Annotated in this window: 19 protein-coding genes; 8 read left to right on the top strand and 11 right to left on the bottom strand. The window is 64.1% G+C overall.

The annotated features are described in order from the left end of the window. The first annotated feature begins 20 nt into the window (after nt 1–20). Genes LDZ28_RS23795 through LDZ28_RS23770 form a run of 6 tightly spaced genes read left to right on the top strand, consistent with a single transcriptional unit; the run spans nt 21 to nt 6625 of the window. Entirely contained in the window at nt 21–1052 is a 1032-nt protein-coding gene (locus LDZ28_RS23795; protein ID WP_244829844.1) for a TRAP transporter substrate-binding protein, read from the top strand. 5 nt (nt 1053–1057) lie between these two features. Continuing rightward, nucleotides 1058–2956 (top strand): TRAP transporter large permease subunit, encoded by a 1899-nt coding sequence (locus LDZ28_RS23790; protein ID WP_244829843.1) that lies wholly within the window; start codon nt 1058–1060, stop codon nt 2954–2956. Between the two features lie 32 nt (nt 2957–2988). Beyond that, nucleotides 2989–4041, top strand: coding sequence for a LacI family DNA-binding transcriptional regulator (locus tag LDZ28_RS23785; RefSeq protein ID WP_244829842.1), 1053 nt, complete (start codon nt 2989–2991; stop codon nt 4039–4041). A gap of 20 nt (nt 4042–4061) precedes the next feature. Further along, nucleotides 4062–5087 carry a hydroxyacid dehydrogenase gene (locus LDZ28_RS23780; protein ID WP_244829841.1) on the top strand — a complete coding sequence of 342 codons (1026 nt, stop codon included), beginning with the start codon at nt 4062–4064 and terminating at the stop codon, nt 5085–5087. Continuing rightward, nucleotides 5084–5878, top strand: coding sequence for an amidohydrolase (locus LDZ28_RS23775; RefSeq protein ID WP_244829840.1), 795 nt, complete (start codon nt 5084–5086; stop codon nt 5876–5878). The genes LDZ28_RS23780 and LDZ28_RS23775 overlap by 4 nt, the downstream gene beginning before the upstream one ends. A 48-nt stretch (nt 5879–5926) precedes the next feature. Then, the gene (locus LDZ28_RS23770; protein ID WP_244829839.1) at nt 5927–6625 is read left to right on the top strand and encodes an SDR family oxidoreductase; all 699 of its coding nucleotides are present in this window, start codon (nt 5927–5929) and stop codon (nt 6623–6625) included. A 54-nt stretch (nt 6626–6679) separates the two neighbouring features. On the opposite strand, the gene LDZ28_RS23765 is transcribed toward LDZ28_RS23770, so the two are convergent. From LDZ28_RS23765 to LDZ28_RS23720, 10 genes are all read right to left on the bottom strand, one after another. Next, complete coding sequence (locus tag LDZ28_RS23765) at nt 6680–7723, bottom strand: sensor domain-containing diguanylate cyclase (RefSeq protein ID WP_244829838.1); 1044 nt, start codon at nt 7721–7723, stop codon at nt 6680–6682. Nucleotides 7724–7807: 84 nt separating this feature from the next. Beyond that, nucleotides 7808–9010, bottom strand: coding sequence for a cyclopropane-fatty-acyl-phospholipid synthase family protein (locus LDZ28_RS23760; RefSeq protein ID WP_244829837.1), 1203 nt, complete (start codon nt 9008–9010; stop codon nt 7808–7810). Between the two features lie 18 nt (nt 9011–9028). Beyond that, nucleotides 9029–9838, bottom strand: coding sequence for a DUF1365 domain-containing protein (locus LDZ28_RS23755; protein ID WP_244829836.1), 810 nt, complete (start codon nt 9836–9838; stop codon nt 9029–9031). Then, entirely contained in the window at nt 9823–11124 is a 1302-nt protein-coding gene (locus tag LDZ28_RS23750; protein WP_244829835.1) for an NAD(P)/FAD-dependent oxidoreductase, read from the bottom strand. Before LDZ28_RS23750 ends, LDZ28_RS23755 begins: the two co-directional genes overlap by 16 nt. Nucleotides 11125–11236: 112 nt before the next feature. Beyond that, on the bottom strand, nt 11237–11836 hold the full coding sequence (locus tag LDZ28_RS23745) for a lipocalin family protein (RefSeq protein WP_244829834.1): 600 nt from the start codon (nt 11834–11836) through the stop codon (nt 11237–11239). Then, nucleotides 11833–12975 carry a cyclopropane-fatty-acyl-phospholipid synthase family protein gene (locus tag LDZ28_RS23740; RefSeq protein ID WP_244829833.1) on the bottom strand — a complete coding sequence of 381 codons (1143 nt, stop codon included), beginning with the start codon at nt 12973–12975 and terminating at the stop codon, nt 11833–11835. The genes LDZ28_RS23745 and LDZ28_RS23740 overlap by 4 nt, the downstream gene beginning before the upstream one ends. Nucleotides 12976–12991: 16 nt before the next feature. Next, nucleotides 12992–13780 carry a DUF1295 domain-containing protein gene (locus LDZ28_RS23735; RefSeq protein WP_244829832.1) on the bottom strand — a complete coding sequence of 263 codons (789 nt, stop codon included), beginning with the start codon at nt 13778–13780 and terminating at the stop codon, nt 12992–12994. A 233-nt stretch (nt 13781–14013) separates the two neighbouring features. Continuing rightward, the gene (locus LDZ28_RS23730; RefSeq protein WP_244829831.1) at nt 14014–14742 is read right to left on the bottom strand and encodes an anti-sigma factor domain-containing protein; all 729 of its coding nucleotides are present in this window, start codon (nt 14740–14742) and stop codon (nt 14014–14016) included. Continuing rightward, a complete protein-coding gene (locus tag LDZ28_RS23725; RefSeq protein WP_244829830.1) occupies nt 14739–15353 on the bottom strand; it encodes a sigma-70 family RNA polymerase sigma factor in 615 nt (204 codons plus the stop codon). Before LDZ28_RS23725 ends, LDZ28_RS23730 begins: the two co-directional genes overlap by 4 nt. Before the next feature lie 188 nt (nt 15354–15541). Beyond that, nucleotides 15542–16450 (bottom strand): LysR family transcriptional regulator, encoded by a 909-nt coding sequence (locus LDZ28_RS23720; RefSeq protein WP_244829829.1) that lies wholly within the window; start codon nt 16448–16450, stop codon nt 15542–15544. 125 nt (nt 16451–16575) lie between these two features. Here LDZ28_RS23720 and LDZ28_RS23715 point away from each other — a divergent pair, with 125 nt between their 5' ends. Beyond that, entirely contained in the window at nt 16576–17337 is a 762-nt protein-coding gene (locus LDZ28_RS23715) for an SDR family NAD(P)-dependent oxidoreductase (protein ID WP_244829828.1), read from the top strand. Here the strand turns inward: LDZ28_RS23715 and LDZ28_RS23710 are convergent. After that, nucleotides 17334–17804, bottom strand: a complete 471-nt coding sequence (locus LDZ28_RS23710; RefSeq protein ID WP_244829827.1) for an SET domain-containing protein — start codon at nt 17802–17804, stop codon at nt 17334–17336. The genes LDZ28_RS23715 and LDZ28_RS23710 overlap by 4 nt on opposite strands. 397 nt (nt 17805–18201) lie before the next feature. On the opposite strand from LDZ28_RS23710, the gene LDZ28_RS23705 reads away from it, so the two are divergent. Continuing rightward, nucleotides 18202–18492 carry a hypothetical protein gene (locus LDZ28_RS23705; RefSeq protein ID WP_244829826.1) on the top strand — a complete coding sequence of 97 codons (291 nt, stop codon included), beginning with the start codon at nt 18202–18204 and terminating at the stop codon, nt 18490–18492. Nucleotides 18493–18497 lie beyond the last annotated feature (5 nt).

Below are 18497 nucleotides of genomic sequence, written 5' to 3'. Positions count from 1 at the left end.
CGGCTCTCAGGAGACAAGACATGCAATCGACATCCCGGCGACGCTTCCTTCAAACCGCCTCGGCGGCCTCGCTCGCGGTGGCGGGCGGCGCGTTGCCGTCGCTCGCACGCGCGCAGGCGCCGGTCGCGCTGCGGCTTTCGTCGTCGATGCCCGCGAATCAAAACGCCGCGCACTACGTCTGGTATCAGTACCTGGCTGAAAACCTGAAGGCGAGCGTGGGCGAGCAGATTCGCATCGACTATTTTCCGAACAATCAGCTCGGCAAGGAAAGCGACGTCGTTCAGCAAGTGAAGGTCGGCGCGGTCGACATGATGGTGACGGGCTCGTCCATCTGGGCAACGGTTCTGCCCGAACTCGGCATGCTCGATCTGGGTTACGTCTTCGATAACTTCGATCACGTCGGCCGCGCGATGGACGGCAGCGTCGGCCAGAGCTTCGACAGCCTGCTGCAAAAGCGCGCGGGTTGTTCGGTCATCACGTGGGGCTATTCGTTCGGCGGCCGCAACGTGTTCACGAAGAAGCCCGCGCACTCGCTCGCGGAAATCAAGGGCGTGAAACTGCGCGTGCTGCCCACGCCCGCTTTCATGGACACGTTCAAGCTGATGGGCGCGGTGCCGACGCCCATTCCCATCGGCGAGTTGTACATGGCGGCGCAAACCGGTGTGGTCGACGGCTTCGAGCACGACTGCGCGACCGTGCTCGCGAGCAAATACGACGAAGTGGTGAAGTCGTGCTGGCAGACGCAGCACGTGTTCAGCCCGCTCGTCGTCGTGATGGGCCGCCGCTCGCTCGACAAGATTCCCGCGAGTCTTCGGCCGGCCTTCCAGAAGGCCGCGCAGGATGCGACGGCGAAGCAGCGTACGGTAGCCGTGCAGACGGCGGCGCGCGCCGAGCAGGAACTGAAGCAGCGAGGCATGACTTTCTTCCCGATGTCGCCCGCGGACCGCGAGACCGCGCGTCACGAAATGCAGACGCAGTTGTACGCGAATTTCGCGAAACAGTATCCCGCGACCGCGCCGCTTTTTCCGGCCATCGCCGCCGCACGAGGCTGAACGCCATGACCTCTTTCTCCGCGACGCCCGGCCCCGAAGCGCAGCTTGCGGCCGCGCCCGGCTTTGGCCAGAAGACCGCGCTCACGCGCGCGCTCGCCGTCGTCATGCGCTGGATCGAATACCTTTGCGCCGCCGTGCTCGCGGCCGATGTGATCGTGGTGTTCGTCTCCGTCATCTATCGCTACTTTCTGCACGATCCAGTCGATTGGGCCGAGGAGATCGCGCGTGCGTTGATGATCGTGCTGGTCTTCTTCGGCGCGGCGACCGTGCTTGCGCGCAGTCAGCATGTCGGCGTCGATCTGTTTCGCGCGGCGCTGCCCGCACGCTGGCAACCGGCGCTGATTCAGGCCGGGCACTGGATCATCGCGGCCGTGGCGGCCAATCTGTGCTTCTCGTCGTGCCTCTTGCTCGTCGATTCCTACGGCCAGATGACGCCAAGCGGCCTGCCCGCGTGGATCAACGTGTATCCGCTCGTCGCGGGCAGTGTGTTCATGGCGGTGTTCGCGCTCGCCAATGCATTGAACGGGCCGCGCAAAACGGTGTTCGGCGCGCTCATCGGTTGCGTCGTGGTCGCGGCGGCGCTGTTCGGCTGGAACGCGCTCATGCCCGATCACGCGATCAAGCCGGGCATTCTGCTCGCGGCCGGTTTTGTCGGCGGACTCGTGCTCGGCGTGCCCATCGGCTTCGTGCTCGCGTTCTCCGCGCTGCTGTATTTTCTCGCCGAGCCGACCCTGCCGATCCTCGTCTACTCGCAACAGGTGATGGCCGGCGCCGACCACTTCGTGCTGCTTGCCATTCCGTTCTTCGTGCTTGCGGGCTTGCTGATGGAAACCAACGGCATGTCGTCGCGGCTGATCGAACTCCTGCTGCGTATTTTCGGTCGCGTGCGCGGCGGGCTCGGTCTCATCACCATCATGGCGACGGCGTTCTTCTCAGGCGTGTCCGGCTCGAAGCTCGCGGATATCGCGGCGGTCGGCGGCGTGGTCATGCCGGCCGTGCGTCAGAGCAAGCAGGATCCGAACGAAGCGGCGGCGCTCCTCGCGTGCAGCGCGGTGATGGCCGAGACCATTCCGCCGTGCGTGAACATGATCATCATGGGTTTCGTCGCGAACATTTCCATCGCGGGGCTGTTTCTCGCGGGCGTGGTCCCGGCGGCGGTGCTGGCGCTCGCGCTTGCCGTCGTCGCGGTGATCTTCGGGCGTCGTATCAACGTGGCCGATGCGCTCAAGAACCCGCGTGCGTTTCTGCCGCTGATTGGCGGCGCGTTCGTCGCGCTCGTGATGATCGCGATGATCGGCAAGGGCGTGACCTCCGGTATCGCGACATCGACGGAAGTGTCGGCGTTCGCCGTGGTCTATGCGCTCGTGGTCGGCTGGCTCGCGTTTCGCGAACTCACGCCGCGCAAGGTGGCGCGCGTGTTCGTGCGTTCGGCGTCGATGGCAAGCAGCATCCTGTTCATCGTGGCGGCGGCGTCGAGCGTGTCGTTCGCGCTCACCATCGAGCAGATTCCCGCGCTCGTCTCCGATGCCATGATCAACTTCGCGCATCAATACGGGCCGACGATGTTCCTGCTGCTGTCCGTGCTCATCATGATCGTATTCGGCGCGGTGCTGGAAGGCGCACCCGCGCTTATCATCTTTGGACCGCTTCTCACGCCGATCGCCACGCAGCTCGGCATCAACCCGCTGCACTTCGGCACGGTGATCGTCGTGGCGATGGGGCTCGGTCTGTTCGCGCCGCCCGTCGGCTTGGGGCTTTTCGCGACCTGCGCGATCACCGGCACGGAAATGAAGGCCGTCGCGAAACCGATGGTCAAATATCTGGTGGTGCTGTGCGCCGCGCTCGTGGTACTCATTCTGGTGCCATCGTTTTCTCTGTGGCTGCCGACCCGGCTCGGCCTGTAGCCTGTTGTCCGAAGTCCGAAACAAGAACTGTCATGAGCACCATTCAGGACGTAGCCCGCCACGCTGGTGTATCCGTGAGCACGGTTTCCAACGTGCTCAACGGCCGCACCGACCAGATGCGTCAGGAAACGCTCGCGCGCGTGCAGGCCGCGATGACCGCGTTGCAATACCGTCCGAGCACGCTCGCGCGCCAGCTGAAGACCGGTCAGACGCCGCTCGTCGGCTTGCTCGTGCCGTCCATCGCCAATCCGATGTACGGCTATATCGCTCGCGAAGTCGAGACTTACGCGCAGGAGCGCTACGGTTATCGCGTGCTGATCGGCAATACGTATCGCGACCCGGCGAAGGAAGCGTCGTTCTTCGAAGATTTGCTCTCGCACGGCGTGCGGCGCGTGATCGTGATCTCATCGCTCGCGGATGAGCGCCATCTGGAAACCGCGGCCGAGCGCGGCATGGTCGTCGTGAGCTACGACCGGCGCGCGACCGAAGGCGAGACCACGCGCATCGATCACGTCACGCCGGACAATTTCGAGGCGGCGCGGCTCGCGACGCGGCATCTCATCGCGCATGGTCACACACGGCTCGGTTATGCGACGCTCGCCGGCATGACGCTGAGCCGACGCGACAAGATTCGCGGCTTTCTCGCCGCCGCCGAGGAAGCGGGCCTCGGCCACGGCGCGCGCGTGCTCGACAGCGGCCCGGTGAACGAATACGGCGACTCGATGATCGCGGAGAACGGTCGCGCGCTCGCACGCCAACTCTCGGAAGACGCCGCGCGGCCGACCGGAATCGTCGCGGTCAACGACCTGATGGCGCTCGGTCTGATGGCGGGTCTGCGCGAATCGGGCTTGCGCGTACCGGACGATATGTCCGTGGTCGGCATGGACGGGCACTTTCTCGCCGCTATCTCGAACCCCGCGCTCACGACCGTGCAACTGCCCGTTCCTGCGATGGCCGCGGCCATGGTCGAGCGCGTGATGCGTCAGCAAGACGACGCTGTAATCGATTCCGCGCAGGCGCTATTCACCGACATCACGCTCGTCGAGCGCGAATCCGTGGCGCCGCCTGCCGCAAAAGCAACGTAGAAGCCCTTCAGGACCGAGACATGAACAAGGTTTTCGTGAGTCATCCCCGGCACATGCTGGAACACTATTTCGGCGCACGCGCGAGCGCGGCGCTCGACGCCATCGCCGATGCGACCTACAACACGGAAGACCGCGAACTCACGACCGCCGAACTCATCGCGGCCGCGCGCGATGCCGACGTGATCATCGGCTACCGGCAGACCCCCGCGCCACGCGAACTGTTCGCAGCCTTGCCGCGGCTTGCCGCGTTCGTGCGCTGCGCGGTGGATATCCGTACCATCGATGTCGATGCCGCCAGCGATCATGGCGTGCTCGTCACGCAGGCGAGCGCGGGCTTCGTGCCGGCGGTATCGGAATGGGTAATCGGCGCGATGATCGATCTGGGCCGCGCCACCACGGCTTATGCGTCGGCATACCATCGCGGAGAGATGCTGGCGCCGAAGATGGGTCGCGAGTTGCGCGGCAGCGTGCTCGGAGTGATCGGCTACGGGCAGATCTCGCGCTATCTGTGCGAGCTTGCGCTGGCGTTCGGCATGCGCGTGGTCGTGTCCGATCCGCACGCGAAGATCGACGATGCTCGCCTGAGTCAGAGCGATCTTCCGGCCTTGCTCGCCGCCGCCGACTTCGTGGTGTGCCTCGCGCCCGCGAACGATGCGACGCGCAATCTGATGAACGCGCAAGCCTTCGCGACGATGAAGCCGGACGCGTATTTCATCAATGCGGCGCGCGGCGAACTCGTCGACGACAATGCCTTGCTGGCCGCGCTGCAAAGCGGCCGTCTTGCGGGCGCGGCGCTCGACGTGGGGCGTGCGCCGGACCAGATGCCTTCGCCGGCGCTTTGCGCGCACGAACGTGTCATCGCAACGCCGCATGTCGGCGGCCTCACGCCGGCTGCGATCGAGCATCAGTCGATGGAAACCGTCGCGCAAACCGAAGCGCTGTTTCAAGGGCGCATGCCGATGGGCGCGGTCAATCCACGGCATGCGTTCAGGCTCGCGCAGCGTGAAGCGCCGAAAGTCGACGCCATTTCGAGCGACGCGCGATGAACGCCTGCGATTGCCACCTCCACGTCTACGACGACGCTTACCCGCTTGCACCGAGCGCGACGTTCCGGCCGCCATCGGCGCCCGCATCGGCTTATCGCGAAGTGCAGCGCGCGTTGGGCTTGTCGCGTGCGATCGTCGTGCAGCCGACCGGCTACGGCTTCGACAATCGCTGCACGCTCGCGGCCATCGAACAACTGGGCAAGGGCGCACGCGGCATCGCGGTCGTTCCGCCCGACGTCGACGATGCCGAATTGCAACGTCTGCACGAAGCCGGCATACGCGGCGTGCGCTACATGATGTTTCCTGGCGGGCTGCTTGCGTGGGACAGCATCGAGGCGATGTCGGCACGTATCGCGCCGCTTGGCTGGAACATCGATCTTCAGCTCGACGGACACACGCTGCCGCAATTTGAGGCGCTGCTCGCGCGTTTGCCGTCGAAGCTCGTGATCGATCATATCGGCAAGTTTCAGGGGCCGGTCACGCCTGCAAGCGATGGCTTCGCGTCCCTATGCCGCCTGCTCGACGGACCGCGCTGCTGGATCAAGCTCTCGGCGCCTTACGAGAGTTCACGCAGCGGTGCGCCGGAATACGACGACATCGCACCGATCGTGCGCACACTGGCCGCGCGCTATCCGCAGCGCGGCGTGTGGGCGTCGAACTGGCCGCATCCGAACGTGCAGCCGGTTCCGGATAACGCGAGCCTGCTCGACTGGTTTTCTCATTGCATGCCCGATGAAGCCACGCGCGGCAAAATCCTCGTCGATAACCCCGCCGAGCTTTACGAATTCTGAAGCCTGTTCCATCCTATGCTTGAACAGCCACGGCTCAAGGAGCACGCGATGAACACACTCGAAGGAAAAACCGTTGTCATCACTGGCGGCTTCGGCAGTCTGGGGCTTGCGACCGCGCGCGTGCTGGCCGAGCGCGGGGCACGCATCGCGCTCATCGGCAGGGACGCGCGGCACGACCCGTTGCCCGCGCCGCTTGCGGAAGCGTTCATCGTCACGGGCGCCGATTTGTCGGATGCAAAAGCCGCGCAAGCCGCGTTCGACGCGATCGCGCAAAAGCTCGGCGGCGTGCAGGCGCTGGTGAACGTGGCGGGCGCGTTTCGCTGGGAAACCATCGCGGATGGCAGCGTGGACACATGGAACCTCATGTTCGATGTGAACGTGAAGACGGCGCTCAACGCATCGAAGGCGGCCCTCGGGCTCATGCGCGAGGGCGGCGGGCGTATCGTCAACGTGGGCGCGCTGGCGGCGTTGAAAGCGGGAGCGGGGATGGGCGCTTATGCGGCTTCGAAGGCGGCGCTTCTGCGTCTGACCGAAGCGCTTGCCGAAGAGCTCAAGGATCGAGCCATTACCGTGAACGCGATCCTGCCTTCGATTATCGATACCGCACAGAATCGCGCCGATATGCCATCGGCGGATTCCTCGCGCTGGGTGCAGCCGGAGGAACTCGGCGCGGTGATCGCGTTTCTCTTGTCGGACGATGCGCGCTCGATCACGGGCGCGGCGATTCCGGTGGCGGGGCGGGTTTGAGTGTTGGCTTGGCGTGGTTCATCGGGGCCGGAAACCCCGCGCGGCTGATTCACCTCACCGCGACTGCAACCTGAACGCCTCCCCACGAATCCCCGCCCGATCCACGGACGCGATGCGATTGCGCCCGTGTTCCTTCGCCTGATAAAGCTGCGCATCGGTCAGATTGATGAACGTCGTCGGATCGATGCCATCGGTCGGCACGACGGTGCCCACGCCGAAACTTGCCGTCACGCGCTGATTATGCGGCGAGCGCAGATGCGCGATGTCTTCATCCGCGATCAATTCCCGGCAGCGCTCGGCAATACGCATGACCGCTTCGGCGTCGGTATCCGCGAGCACGAGCACGAACTCCTCACCGCCGAAACGGCCGAGAAAATGCCGTGGCCCGGCCGCCTCGGCGAGCACGCGGGCAACGCGCTTCAGGCATTCGTCGCCTTGCAGATGGCCGTAGTAGTCGTTGAAGGACTTGAAGAAGTCGATATCCACCATCACGAGCGACAACGGTTTGCCCGACTCCTTCGCGGCCTGCCATTCGCGCTGCATCACGTTGTCGAACATGCGGCGATTGCCGACGCCCGTGAGGCCGTCGCTCAGCGACAGATGTTCCAGTTCCTTATGCAGGCGCGCGAGTTCTTCCTCGGTGCGCTTGCGTTCGCTGATGTCGAACATGAAGCCGATCAGCGAATCCACGCCGCCTGCCTCGTTGCGCACCACATGCACGACATCGCGCAGCCAGACATAGCCGCCATCCTTGGTCAACGCGCGATAGTCCGCTTCGTGATCCGTGCCCGCCTGCGACTGCGCCACGCAGAAGTTCACGACCGCCTCGCGATCGTCGGGATGCATGCGCGCGGCCCAGTCGTTGACGTCCTTCCACGACGATGGCGCCCAGCCCAGCAACGCCTCGATCTGCGGTCCGATATACGCGAACTGCATGGTGGCCCAATCGATCTTCCACGGAATCGCCTTGGTCGATTCGAGCAGCGTTCGATAGACCGCGTGATCGTCTTCGCCGAGCGCGCGTTCGGCTGGCGCGAGCGTGTCTTCGTGGCGCAGGAATTCAGCCTTGAGCGGGCTTTCAAATGGGTCTTGGCTCATCGTGTCGGTCGGAATGGTTCGTTGCGCGTGTTTACGGCCGTTAAGCGCACGTCTTTAACGCATTCGTTCCGCCCTGTCGGAGCCTTACCGCACCACGAAATGCATCACATCGATCCGCCCTTCACCAAAGCCCGCCTCGCAAAAAGCCAGATACAGCCGCCACGTGCGAATGAACGCATCGTCGAAACCAAGTGCGCGCACTGCGTCGAGCCGCGCTTCGAAAGCGGCGCGCCAGTGATGCAGCGTGCGCGCATAGTCCGCGCCGAACGCAAGCGACGGCGCCGCGTTCATCCCCGCTTTCTGCGCCGCCTGCACGAAGCGCTCGGGGCTCGGCAACATGCCGCCAGGGAAAATCTGCTCGCGGATGAAATCGCTCGACGCGCGATACGCCAGAAAACGCGCATCCTCGATCGTGATCGACTGCACCAGCGCCTGCGCGCCCGGCGCGAGACAGCGGCGCAGCGTGCGGAAGTACGTGGCCCAAAAGCGCTCGCCAACCGCCTCGAACATTTCGATCGACACGATGGCGTCATATTGCTCACGCAGATCGCGATAATCGCGTAGCTCGATATCGACGAGTTCGCTCAAACCCTCGCGTTCCATGCGCTCGCGCGCGAACGCATGCTGCGCCGCCGATATTGTCACGCCATGCACGCGAATGCCCTCGCGCGCCGCATGCCGCGCGAAACCGCCCCAGCCGCAGCCAATCTCGAGCACGCGCATGCCCGCGCGCAAGCCGAGCGTCTCGACGATGCGCCGGTACTTGCGTTCCTGCGCCGCTTCGAGCGAGAGGCTCGCGTCGCCGTCGAACCACGCGCTCGAATAGGTCCACGTGGGGTCGAGCCAGAGCGCGTAAAAGTCGTTGCCGATGTCGTAATGCGCGTGGATATTGCGACGGCTGCCGGCGCGCGTGTTGGGCCGCAGCCGATGCCTGACGTTATGCAGGCACTGTGCGATCCAGCCACCGTTCACGGTGCGCTCGACGACCTTCTGATTGCGCATCGCGAGCCGCAATACCGCCGCGGGGTCGGGCGTATCGAGCCAGTGATCGCGATACGCCTGCGCAAAGCCGATATCGCCTGAACGGAGAACGGCCCGGCACGCGCGCCAGTCGTGCAGGTGCAGCGTAGCCGCGGGCTGCTGCAGGGCATCGCCGAACACACAGCGGTCGCCGTCGGGCGTGACGAGCACGAGATGACCCACGCGTATGCGTTTGAGGAGGCCCATGAAAAGCCGCGCCGAAAGCGGCATGCCCGCCTGCGCGGAAATCGTCCGCAAAAGATTCATGTCTAGCCTTGTGTTTTGTTATTCGGTCCGTTCTTTCATCGCATTCGGGTCCTCGGCCGATGGCGGATGTCTGCCGTGGAACGGCACGCGCTTGATCCAGAGCCGAAACGCCTGCCAGTAAATACGCGCGACGACGGCGACAGTCAGCAGCGGCTGGCTCAATAGCGTGCGCAAGGCAAGCGGGCCGGTCAGCGGCCGCGCCTTCAGGCCGATTGCCGTGCGAATCAATAGCCCGTCGCGGTCGCGATAGTCGATGGCGACCGACAGCCGGTCGCCATGCCGCCGCACGCGAAAGGCATAGTCGCCATCGACGTCGCAGAAAGGGGATACGTGCAGCGTCTTGCGGCAGGCGAGCTCGGTGTCATCGACGATAGGCGCGTGGTCGGGCGCGCTCAAGAGATAGCCGCGATGCTCGCCGAAGGTGTTGCGCACGTCCGCGTACAGCGCGCGCAAGTTGCCCGCGCGGTCATGGCAGAACCAGAAGCTCACGGGATTGAACGCATGGCCGAAGACGCGCGGAATGGAGAGCAGCCGGATTTCGCCATCGGCGGGAATCGCGGCATCGGCGAGGCGGGCGCGCATCCACGTTTGCAGATCGCTGCCATCGCGCGGACCGAAGTCGCGCTGAAAAAACGCGAACGGCCGAACCTGGTCGATGCCGAACCACGCACGCTTCACTTCGCCAAGGCGCGCGAGGTCGCAAGAGACATAACAAACCGGATACTCGAAGCGATGATGCACCGGCCGCAGGCGCTCGTGCATCACGCGGCCCGTGAGCAAACGTGCTGCCTCGCCGTGGCCGCGCGCGACCTTCACAAGCGCGCCCATTCCGGTTCCACGCCGAAGTCCCGCGCGATCCTCAACGCCGACTTCAGGCCGTCCTCGTGAAAGCCGTATCCGGTCCACGCACCCGCGAACCAGGTGTTGTGCACGCCCTGAATCTCGGGCAGGCGCTGCTGTGCATCCACGGCGGCGAGATCGAGCAGCGGATGCTCGTATTCGTAGCGGCCGAGTTCGCTGCCGGGCGCGGGTTCATCGACGGGATTGAGCGTCACGATCACCGGTGTTTCGAACGGCAGCGGCTGAAGCTGATTGAGCAGATAGCTCACGCACACCGGTTCGGCCTCACCGTGGCCCGCCCACGCGCGCGCGCCGAGATAGTTCCACGCCGACCACACGCGGCGGCGGCGCGGCAGCAACGCGCGATCCGTATGCAGCACGGCAAGATTGCGCTGATAGCGCACGGCAGAAAGCAATGTGCGCTCGCTGGCCGAAGCGTCGTCGAGCAGATGCAGGCTCGTTGGCGCGTGGGTGGCGAGGACGAGAGCATCGAAACGCTCGGGTCCGGCGTCATCGGTCATGACGACGACGCCTTCGTCATCGCGACGAATACCGCGCACGGGCGTGCCGATGCGCACATCGTCGAGCGTTGCCGCGATACGCCGCACATACTCGCGTCCGCCGCCCGTCACGGTGCGCCACCGCGGCCGATTGTTGACCTGCAAGAGCGCGTGATTGAGACAGAAGCGCAGAAAGGTCGCGGCGGGAAAACGCAAGATGTCGCTGGCGGCGCTCGACCAGATCGCGGCGGCCATCGGCAGAAGATAGTGACGCTGAAACGGCGCGCCATAACCGCCTTCGAGCAGCAACTCGCCGACCGAACACCGGTTGAGCGTTGCACGCTCCAAATGCTGCTGCGCCGCTGCATTGAAGCGCAGAATGTCGCGCAACATGCCGATGAACGCGGGCGAAAACAGATTGCGCCGCTGCGCGAAGACCGTGTTCAGACTCGTGCCTGCCCATTCGAGCCGCCCGCCATCGAGCGACACGGAAAACGACATGTCGCTTTGATGCGTCGCCACGCCGAGTTCGGCGAGCATCGCGATCAGGTTCGGATACGTGCGCTCGTTGAAGACGAGAAAGCCGGTATCCACGGGATGCCGTTTACCATCCAGTTCCACGTCCACGGTGTTGGTATGGCCGCCGAGATAATCCGCGGATTCGAACAACGTCACGCGATGCTTGCGCGCGAGTAGCCACGCGCTCGCCAGTCCGGCGATTCCCGCGCCGACCACGGCGATGCGCTGACCTTGTCCTGGTGCTCTTCGGTTCATGTCGAGAGGTCTCCTCGCGCCGAGTGGGCCATTGCGGGCAGCGGTCAAACGTGTCGTCGCAAATCAATACGATGCGGCGCGCCCGCCGGATGCAAATGGCATGCAAAGGTTTTCAGTCGCCCTGTCCGGGACTTTGAAAGCCTGGCTGTCCGATCTGCTCGGGGCTTTGCGGCACGCGCCGGAACTGCGTCGTGTCGTATCCCATTGCGTCCAGACGCGCGAGGAGCGAGCGATACGTCTCGTCGTTCATGGTCGGCTCGCGCGAGAAGATCCAGCCGAGCTTCTTGTTGGGATAGCCGAGAATGGTGTAGCGATAATCCGGATCGACATAAAGCGTCATCTGCGTCACGTGGATCGGCCAGAAGATGCGCACGCTCCATTCGCCGCCGCCGCTGCCGGGCTTCACCGAGTCGAGAAACTGATGATGCGTTTCGGGCGCGTCGAAGCCCTTCTTGCGGCCGAAGAACTCGTCGACGATCTTGCCGTCGTCGCGCAAGGTCCACATGACATGGCTCGCGACGAAATCGCGTTCGGCGAAGTAGGGGATATTCGCGATCACGAACCAGCGTCCCATATAGCGCGGCAGATCGACAGGCACGCTTTGCAAAGGCTGTTCGGCGCGCGGGTTCGGATTCGGCGGACCATTCGAGCAGCTTGCAACCAGCAGGATGATGCCCGCGCCAGCGAGCGCGGCAATGAGTGCGCGTTTCATGAGATGACCTTTGACTGAAGAGTGTTCGGCCGAGTGTTCAGCCGCTTCTCGAACAGGTAGTGCGCGACGCCCCACTCACTACCGGACGCATAGCCGAACAGTTCGGACACTGCCATATAAAACATGCGCCAGCGTTGCAGCCAGAGTGCGGCGTCGTCGCCATAAGTGTTCTGAAGCATCGGCATGACGCGAGCGCGCGCCGCGTCGAGCGCGGCGAGCCAGAGATCGGCCGTGCGCGCGTAGTGCGAGCCGTTGACCCACCATTGGCGCGTCACGCACAAATCGTCCTGGAAGTTGAGCAGCAGCGCGGCGGACGGCATGGTTCCGCCGGTGAAGAAATAGCGCGACATCCAGTCCGAACTGTCGCGCGAGGCGAAGTGATAAGCGAGCGTGCGATGCGCGAAAATATGCACGAAGAGCTTGCCGTCGTCGGCGAGCCAGCGCGCAATCTTTTCGAGCAGCAGGCCGTAATTCTTCATGTGCTCGAACATTTCGACAGACACAATGCGGTCGAACGCGACGGCGTCGCCATCGGCGGGGAAGTCGAAATCGACGATATTGCCGGTCGTGACCAGCAGGTTCGTGAGACCGCGCTGGGCCGCGCGAGCCTCGATGAACGCGCGCTGTCCATGCGAATTCGACAACGCGACGATGCGCGCCTTCGGGTAACGCTCGGCAAGCCACAACGCGAGCGAGCCCCAGCCGCAGCCGAGATCGAGAATGCGCTGGCCATCGGCGAGTTGCGCGCGTTCGGCATAGCTTTCGAGCATCGCAATCTCGCTTTGTGCGAGCGTTTCCTGGCCGCTCGGAAAATAGCCACACGAATATTTGAGGCGCGGCCCGAGATGAGCTTCGAAGAACGCGCCCGGCAACTCGTAATGCTGCGTGTTGGCAGCTTGCGTTTCGATGGCAATGGGGCTCGTGCGCAAATCGGCCAGCAGCGTATCGAGCGCTTGCGTGCGGCGCTCGCCGTCGCCCGCGTGTTCGTCGCGCAGACGCTGGCGGATGAACGCGCGCATGCCGGCGCGCACCAGCGTGTCGGGAAGCCAGCCGCGTTCGCAAAGGCGGATCATCCAGCTTTCGTCCAACGGGGGATTCGAATTGTCGAGCGGGCTGGCTTGTCGTGTCGATGCGTTCATCGGCGAAATCCTCGGGTTATGAATGCACGGGCGGCTTCGGCGGCCACGGCACCAGCACGCTGGTCGTGCGCATGTAGTCGCGATAACCGTCGCGCGTTTCGGCGAGCCGCGCTTCGAGCAGCGGAATGCCCGACACCTTGATAAGGAGCCACGCCATCAACAGCGGCGGCGCGATGGTGAGCCAGCTCCACGGCAGGCCGATCGACAGCACCGCGTAGGCAACCCAGTGCACGCACTCGAAGAAATAGTTGGGATGACGCGAGTAACGCCAGAGGCCGTCGCGGCACACCTTGCCGCGATGCGATGGGTCGGCGGCAAAGCGCTTCAACTGGCGGTCGGCCAGCGCTTCGCCTGCCACGGCGATGATCCACACCACGACCGCCGCCGCGATAGCCACCGGATGCGCGGGCTCGACCGAATATGCGGGCACGAAGAACGCGGGCGCGAGCAAGATGGAGATGAGCACCTGCAACTGGAAGAACCAGAACATGTTGCGCGCCGCTGCCGCGCCCCAGCGTTCACGAAACGCGTGATAACGCGGGTCTTCGGGTTTGCCGTGATTGCGCCGCCACAGATGCAAGGCAAGGCGCGCGCCCCAGACGCATCCGCCAGCCGCAACGCATAGACGATTGATGGACGCGCCAGTCCCGGCCACCGCGATAAACAGCGCGACGAGTGCGAGCGATGCCGCCCAGATCGGATCGATCATGCCGGCGTTTTTCGAGCGCAATTGCCAGAGCCATACGGCGCTGAAGATTAGCACGAGGCCGGCGAAGGCAATCAGGAAGGAGACGACAACGGGCATGCGAAGCTCCACGAACATGCGTTCGATAGAGCAATACGGATGCCGGTTTGGGATGGATGCAGTTAGAGCGCGTCTTGTTGACGGCGAACGAAAACTCGACGTCGGCGTGGGCGTTGGTTCGTCGGATCATCGGTGAAGCGGGCTCGTCAGGCGGCGCGACGACTACTTTCGATCGCGAAGCCAAGCGGTGCGCTGCAAAGAATGCAAGCGCACCGCCTATGTAACGTAGCGCGTTACGTGCCGCGAATCTCGCCCGTGCCGATCACGGGACCCGTCGGCGCACCGGTCGGCGATCCGCCCGGCGGTTCCACCGACACCGCCAGCACCGCCTTGTTGCTCAGGAGCGCCATGATCTCGGGCGGAAGGTTCATGGTCGCAGGCGTGTTCGACGGGAATACGCCTAGCGCGATCGGCTTCGCGTCCGGCGGGATCAGCCAGAGCTCGGTCGCACGATCCGCCGCGATGACCGATTGCACCGCCGGTACGACGACCATGCGCGAACGCGAGACGTCGACGGTTGCGGTCCAGTGCGCGACGCCGTCCTTCTGCGCGATGGTCGCCACCATGTATTGCGGCGCCTGAGCGACGGTTGGCTGCGGCGGCGCTTGCGGCGCGCGCGTGAGATTCACCGCGACCAGCACCAGAGCGACGGCGCTCGCGCCGACGGCCAGCCAGCGCCACAGATCGAGGCTGTTCCACCAGCCGCTCTTCTTGGCCACCGAGCCTTCCGGCAGGAAACCGAGATCGCGCTGGATTCGCGTCCAGATGCGTGCGGGCGGTGTCACCGGCGCGATGTCCTGCGCGAGCGGAGCGAGCCGCTCGTGCCAGTCATCCAGCGTGCGTTGCAGACCGGGATTGCGCGTCACGTCCGTTTCCAGCGCGCGGCGCTCCTGCAGGTCGAGCACGCCGAGCGCGTACTCGGCGCAGCGCAGATCGTCTTCGTTTTGGGCGGGCGTGTTCATTGTTCGAGGCACGTCCTGAGTTGCATGAGGCTTCGGCGAATCCAGCTCTTCATGGTGCCGAGCGGCACTGCCAGACGTTGCGCCAGCTCGTTATACGTCGCGCCCGTGAAGAACGCTTCGCGCACCGCGCGGCCTTGCTGCGGCTCCAAACGGTCGAGACATTGTTCGAGCCGCCGCCGCTCTTCGCTCGATTCGGCCGCGGCGGCGGGTGTCGGGGCATCGTCGGCGATTTCGGGGGTTTCGTCGTCGCCGAGCAATTCCTCGCGGCGCTGACGCATGCGGTCGATGGTGCGATTGCGCCCGAGCGTAATGAGCCAGGTGATGGCGCTGCCGCGTTCGGGATCGAAGGAATCGGCGCGACGCCAGGCGGCGGCGTAGACCTCTTGCAGGATGTCCTCGGCTTCGCCTCGGTCGTGCATCATCCGCAAGATCACGCCGAAGACGCGCGACGAGGTCACGCGGTATAACTCCGCGAACGCTTTCTGGTCTCCCTTCGCGACGCGCACGAGCATGTCGTTCAGGCGCTCGCGCCGCAACAAGCCGGCGTCGGTGTCGCTGCCGTCGTTTCGGTCGGAGTAATTGCCGGTGCTGCCGGAGGTAGTGTCCGTCATGGGCAGAATGGGTCGAGCCGCGCTCGGGGGTGAGGTCCTGCCGAAATATATCACCGTGCCGGCGCGCTGCAAGCAATCTGTCGCCAGGGCGCTATAAAGAAGCCTCGTCATGTCCGTGTCCTTCCGGCATCCCGTTCGTATTCTCAGGGAAGATACGGATCACAACGCGCACGGGATGCAAGCCGCGGCTATTCGAACGCCTCGGAAAAGCGCGCCATCGCCCAGTCGATGAACACGCGCAACCGCTGGCTCATATGCCGGTCGGGCGGATAGACGAGAAAGAACGGATAAGGCGCCGGCTGCCAGCCTTGCAGCAGCGGCACGAGTTCGCCGCGCGCGATCGCGGCATTGGCCGCATAGGCGAACGTCTGAATGACGCCGAGTCCCGCCAGCCCCGCCGCGAAGTGCGCCGTACTTTCGTTCACGCCCATGTAGCGGTTCTGCACGCCGTCCACGACGACCTTCGTCGCACCCTTTTCGAAGCGCATGGGCACGACGCGGCCCGATCGTGCCGACATGTAGTTCACCACGCGATGCCCTTTCTCCAGATCGGACGGATGCCGCGGCTTGCCGTATCGTTCGATGTAGCCGGGCGTGGCGCACGTGACGAAGCGCGCGCGTCCGAGCGGCCGGGCAACGAGCGATGGTTCGTCTGCCCGGCCGCCGCGAATCACGCAGTCGACGTTGTCGCCGATCAGGTCGACCTGACGGTCGCTCACGCCGAGCCCGATGTTGATCTCCGGATATTGCGCGGTAAATTCGGGCAGCGCCGGAATGAGCACGCAACTCGCCGTGGACGAACCGATGTCGATCCGCAACCGTCCGCGTGGCCGCTTCTGCGCGGCGCTGAAGCTCGCGTCGATATCTTCGAGTTCGTGCAGAAGGCGCGTGGTGCGTTCATAGTACGCATTGCCTTCCGGCGTAACGGAGACTTGACGCGTCGTACGCTGCAGCAGCTTCATGCCGAGATGCTTTTCGAGCGAACCGACGAGCTTGCTCACGGTTGCAAGCGGCATGTCGAGCGAGCCGGCGGCGCGCGTGAACGATCCGGTTTCGACGACGCGCGCGAACACCCGGATGGCAAGAATCTGGTCCATTGATTATCTACGCAGGTGGATAAAGTAATCGCGTTCGACGACTTTATTCAACAATCCATTGTTTGTACAGTGACGTTCATGCGCTGGCGACGACGCCGGCTTAACTCATCGAATCGGAGAACATCATGACTCAAGAAACGCAAGGCAAGCTGGCAAACAAGATTGCACTGGTGACGGGCGGATCGAGCGGCATTGGTCTCGCGTCGGCGCAGGAACTGGCGGCGGAAGGTGCGACGGTGTTCATCACAGGCCGTCGTCAGGCGGAACTGGATGCGGCGGTCGCGGCCATTGGCGCGGGCGCGACGGGCATTCGCGCGGATGTATCGAAGCTCGACGATCTCGACCGCGTCTTCAGCGAGATTCGCGAGCGTGCGGGGCGGCTCGATATCGTCGTGGCGAACGCAGGCGGTGGCGACATGGTGCCGCTTTCGCAGATCGACGAGGAGCACTTCGACCGCATTTTCGGAACCAACGTGAAGGGGCTCGTGTTCACGGTGCAAAAGAGCTTGCCCTTGCTCGTGGATGGCGGCTCGGTCGTCCTGATGGCCTCGACCACTGGAATTCAAGGCACGGAAAATTTCAGCGTCTACAGCGCGAGCAAGGCGGCGGTGCGTAACTTCGCGCGCTCATGGATTCTGGATTTGAAGGATCGCGGCATTCGCGTGAACGTGGTGAGCCCGGGCCCGGTGCGCACGCCGGGGCTTGCGGGCATCGTGCCCGAAGGTCAGCAGGAAGGGTTGTATGCGCATCTGGCTTCGTCGGTGCCGCTCGCGCGACTGGGCGAGCCGCGTGAGATCGGACGCGCGGTGGTGTTTCTTGCATCCGCTGACGCAAGCTTCGTGAACGGGGCCGAGTTGTTCGTCGATGGAGGGATGGCGCAAATCTAAGCGTCGACGTTGTCGGCGAGGCACTTCCTTCCCGCCGACAACATCGTTCCCCGACAGCCCGATGCCTGACATCGGCATGCATAAAGCCGCTTCATTGCCGCCGTGCGCCGTCCTTCCACCGTCAGGCGGTAATCGATGAAGAGCTCATCGCCCTTTCGAATGGGCTGGATGGCGAAGATGAAGACGCGCTCGCCGTCCTGCTCGGCTTCGCAGTTCGGCGCGCAACTGTGATTGAGCCAGCGTGCGGAGTTGCCGCCGCGTGCGCCGTCGATCACGCTGCCATCGTCGAGACCGAAGAAGAAGGTGTGACCGTCCTCGGCGGTCGAGCGTTCATGGCTGCGTTGCGCCTGCTTCCACGTCAGCCGCTGCCCCTTGTATTCGAGCAGCAGCGCGCCGGTGGGTAGATCGGCGAGGGCGAAAACGCCCCGGCCATGGACGGGAGAAGTTCGTACTGTGATTCGTCGCATGGTGTGGCGGCTCGCTTGGGTTTGCTTGAATTCGCTCGAAGACGGGAGATTTGTTTGAGCCTGTGCGCGGCGATGGTTATGATGATGCCGTCATAAATCGCTGTCACGCCCATGCACGCTGTTTTAACCCGCAGGCGCAAGAGACGCAAGCCACTCAGAGGCACGCTCGCGCGCTATCGTAACCGTATCGTCGAAGTGTTGGGAGAGGCTCGCGGCGAACGCGTCATGATTCGCTCCATTCACGACGATGGCGTCGAGCGGCGCACCGCCGTCAAGTGGATCAACCTGCTGCCGATGGATACCGAACTCTTCTGACTTGCACTACGTCCTCATTCTTCTCTCATTTTCGGCTCGCAGAATGGCTTCATCGACGAACCGGAAACAACAGGAGACGAACATGAAGACGATCAAAAACATCACGCTGGCACTGGCCTTGAGCGCCGCTTGCATGACGGCGGCAGAGGCACATCCGTTCATTGGCGTGGGTATCGTGGGCGGGCCCGTGTTTCCCGTGGCTTCCAATGCGCAGAGCGCGCCGCCGCTGCCGGTCTACCCGCACGCAATGTACTCCGGCCCCGCGCCGCTGCCGCTCGATGCACCGCCGCCCGTTTATGTGCAGCCGGCCATCGGCAATATCGCGGCGATCATGGGGCATGCGAATTCGGCGAACGGCATAACGGGATCGTAAGGACG

The sequence above is a fragment of the Caballeronia sp. TF1N1 genome, assembly GCF_022878925.1.
Classification (GTDB): Bacteria; Pseudomonadota; Gammaproteobacteria; order Burkholderiales; family Burkholderiaceae; genus Caballeronia.
The sequence above is the reverse complement of the archived record's forward strand: the minus strand, read 5'-3'. Positions and strand labels throughout refer to the sequence as shown.

Bases quoted from the DNA above. Each gene is read 5' to 3' on its own strand.
- LDZ28_RS23785 (WP_244829842.1), top strand. From the start codon at position 2,989: ATGAGCACCATTCAGGACGTAGCCCGCCACGCTGGTGTATCCGTGAGC.
- LDZ28_RS23730 (WP_244829831.1), bottom strand. From the start codon at position 14,742: ATGAACACGCCCGCCCAAAACGAAGACGATCTGCGCTGCGCCGAGTAC.
- LDZ28_RS23775 (WP_244829840.1), top strand. From the start codon at position 5,084: ATGAACGCCTGCGATTGCCACCTCCACGTCTACGACGACGCTTACCCG.
- LDZ28_RS23755 (WP_244829836.1), bottom strand. From the start codon at position 9,838: ATGGGCGCGCTTGTGAAGGTCGCGCGCGGCCACGGCGAGGCAGCACGT.
- LDZ28_RS23760 (WP_244829837.1), bottom strand. From the start codon at position 9,010: ATGAATCTTTTGCGGACGATTTCCGCGCAGGCGGGCATGCCGCTTTCG.
- LDZ28_RS23715 (WP_244829828.1), top strand. From the start codon at position 16,576: ATGACTCAAGAAACGCAAGGCAAGCTGGCAAACAAGATTGCACTGGTG.
- LDZ28_RS23705 (WP_244829826.1), top strand. From the start codon at position 18,202: ATGAAGACGATCAAAAACATCACGCTGGCACTGGCCTTGAGCGCCGCT.
- LDZ28_RS23710 (WP_244829827.1), bottom strand. From the start codon at position 17,804: ATGCGACGAATCACAGTACGAACTTCTCCCGTCCATGGCCGGGGCGTT.
- LDZ28_RS23725 (WP_244829830.1), bottom strand. From the start codon at position 15,353: ATGACGGACACTACCTCCGGCAGCACCGGCAATTACTCCGACCGAAAC.
- LDZ28_RS23720 (WP_244829829.1), bottom strand. From the start codon at position 16,450: ATGGACCAGATTCTTGCCATCCGGGTGTTCGCGCGCGTCGTCGAAACC.
- LDZ28_RS23750 (WP_244829835.1), bottom strand. From the start codon at position 11,124: ATGAACCGAAGAGCACCAGGACAAGGTCAGCGCATCGCCGTGGTCGGC.
- LDZ28_RS23790 (WP_244829843.1), top strand. From the start codon at position 1,058: ATGACCTCTTTCTCCGCGACGCCCGGCCCCGAAGCGCAGCTTGCGGCC.
- LDZ28_RS23745 (WP_244829834.1), bottom strand. From the start codon at position 11,836: ATGAAACGCGCACTCATTGCCGCGCTCGCTGGCGCGGGCATCATCCTG.
- LDZ28_RS23735 (WP_244829832.1), bottom strand. From the start codon at position 13,780: ATGCCCGTTGTCGTCTCCTTCCTGATTGCCTTCGCCGGCCTCGTGCTA.
- LDZ28_RS23765 (WP_244829838.1), bottom strand. From the start codon at position 7,723: ATGAGCCAAGACCCATTTGAAAGCCCGCTCAAGGCTGAATTCCTGCGC.
- LDZ28_RS23780 (WP_244829841.1), top strand. From the start codon at position 4,062: ATGAACAAGGTTTTCGTGAGTCATCCCCGGCACATGCTGGAACACTAT.
- LDZ28_RS23770 (WP_244829839.1), top strand. From the start codon at position 5,927: ATGAACACACTCGAAGGAAAAACCGTTGTCATCACTGGCGGCTTCGGC.
- LDZ28_RS23795 (WP_244829844.1), top strand. From the start codon at position 21: ATGCAATCGACATCCCGGCGACGCTTCCTTCAAACCGCCTCGGCGGCC.
- LDZ28_RS23740 (WP_244829833.1), bottom strand. From the start codon at position 12,975: ATGAACGCATCGACACGACAAGCCAGCCCGCTCGACAATTCGAATCCC.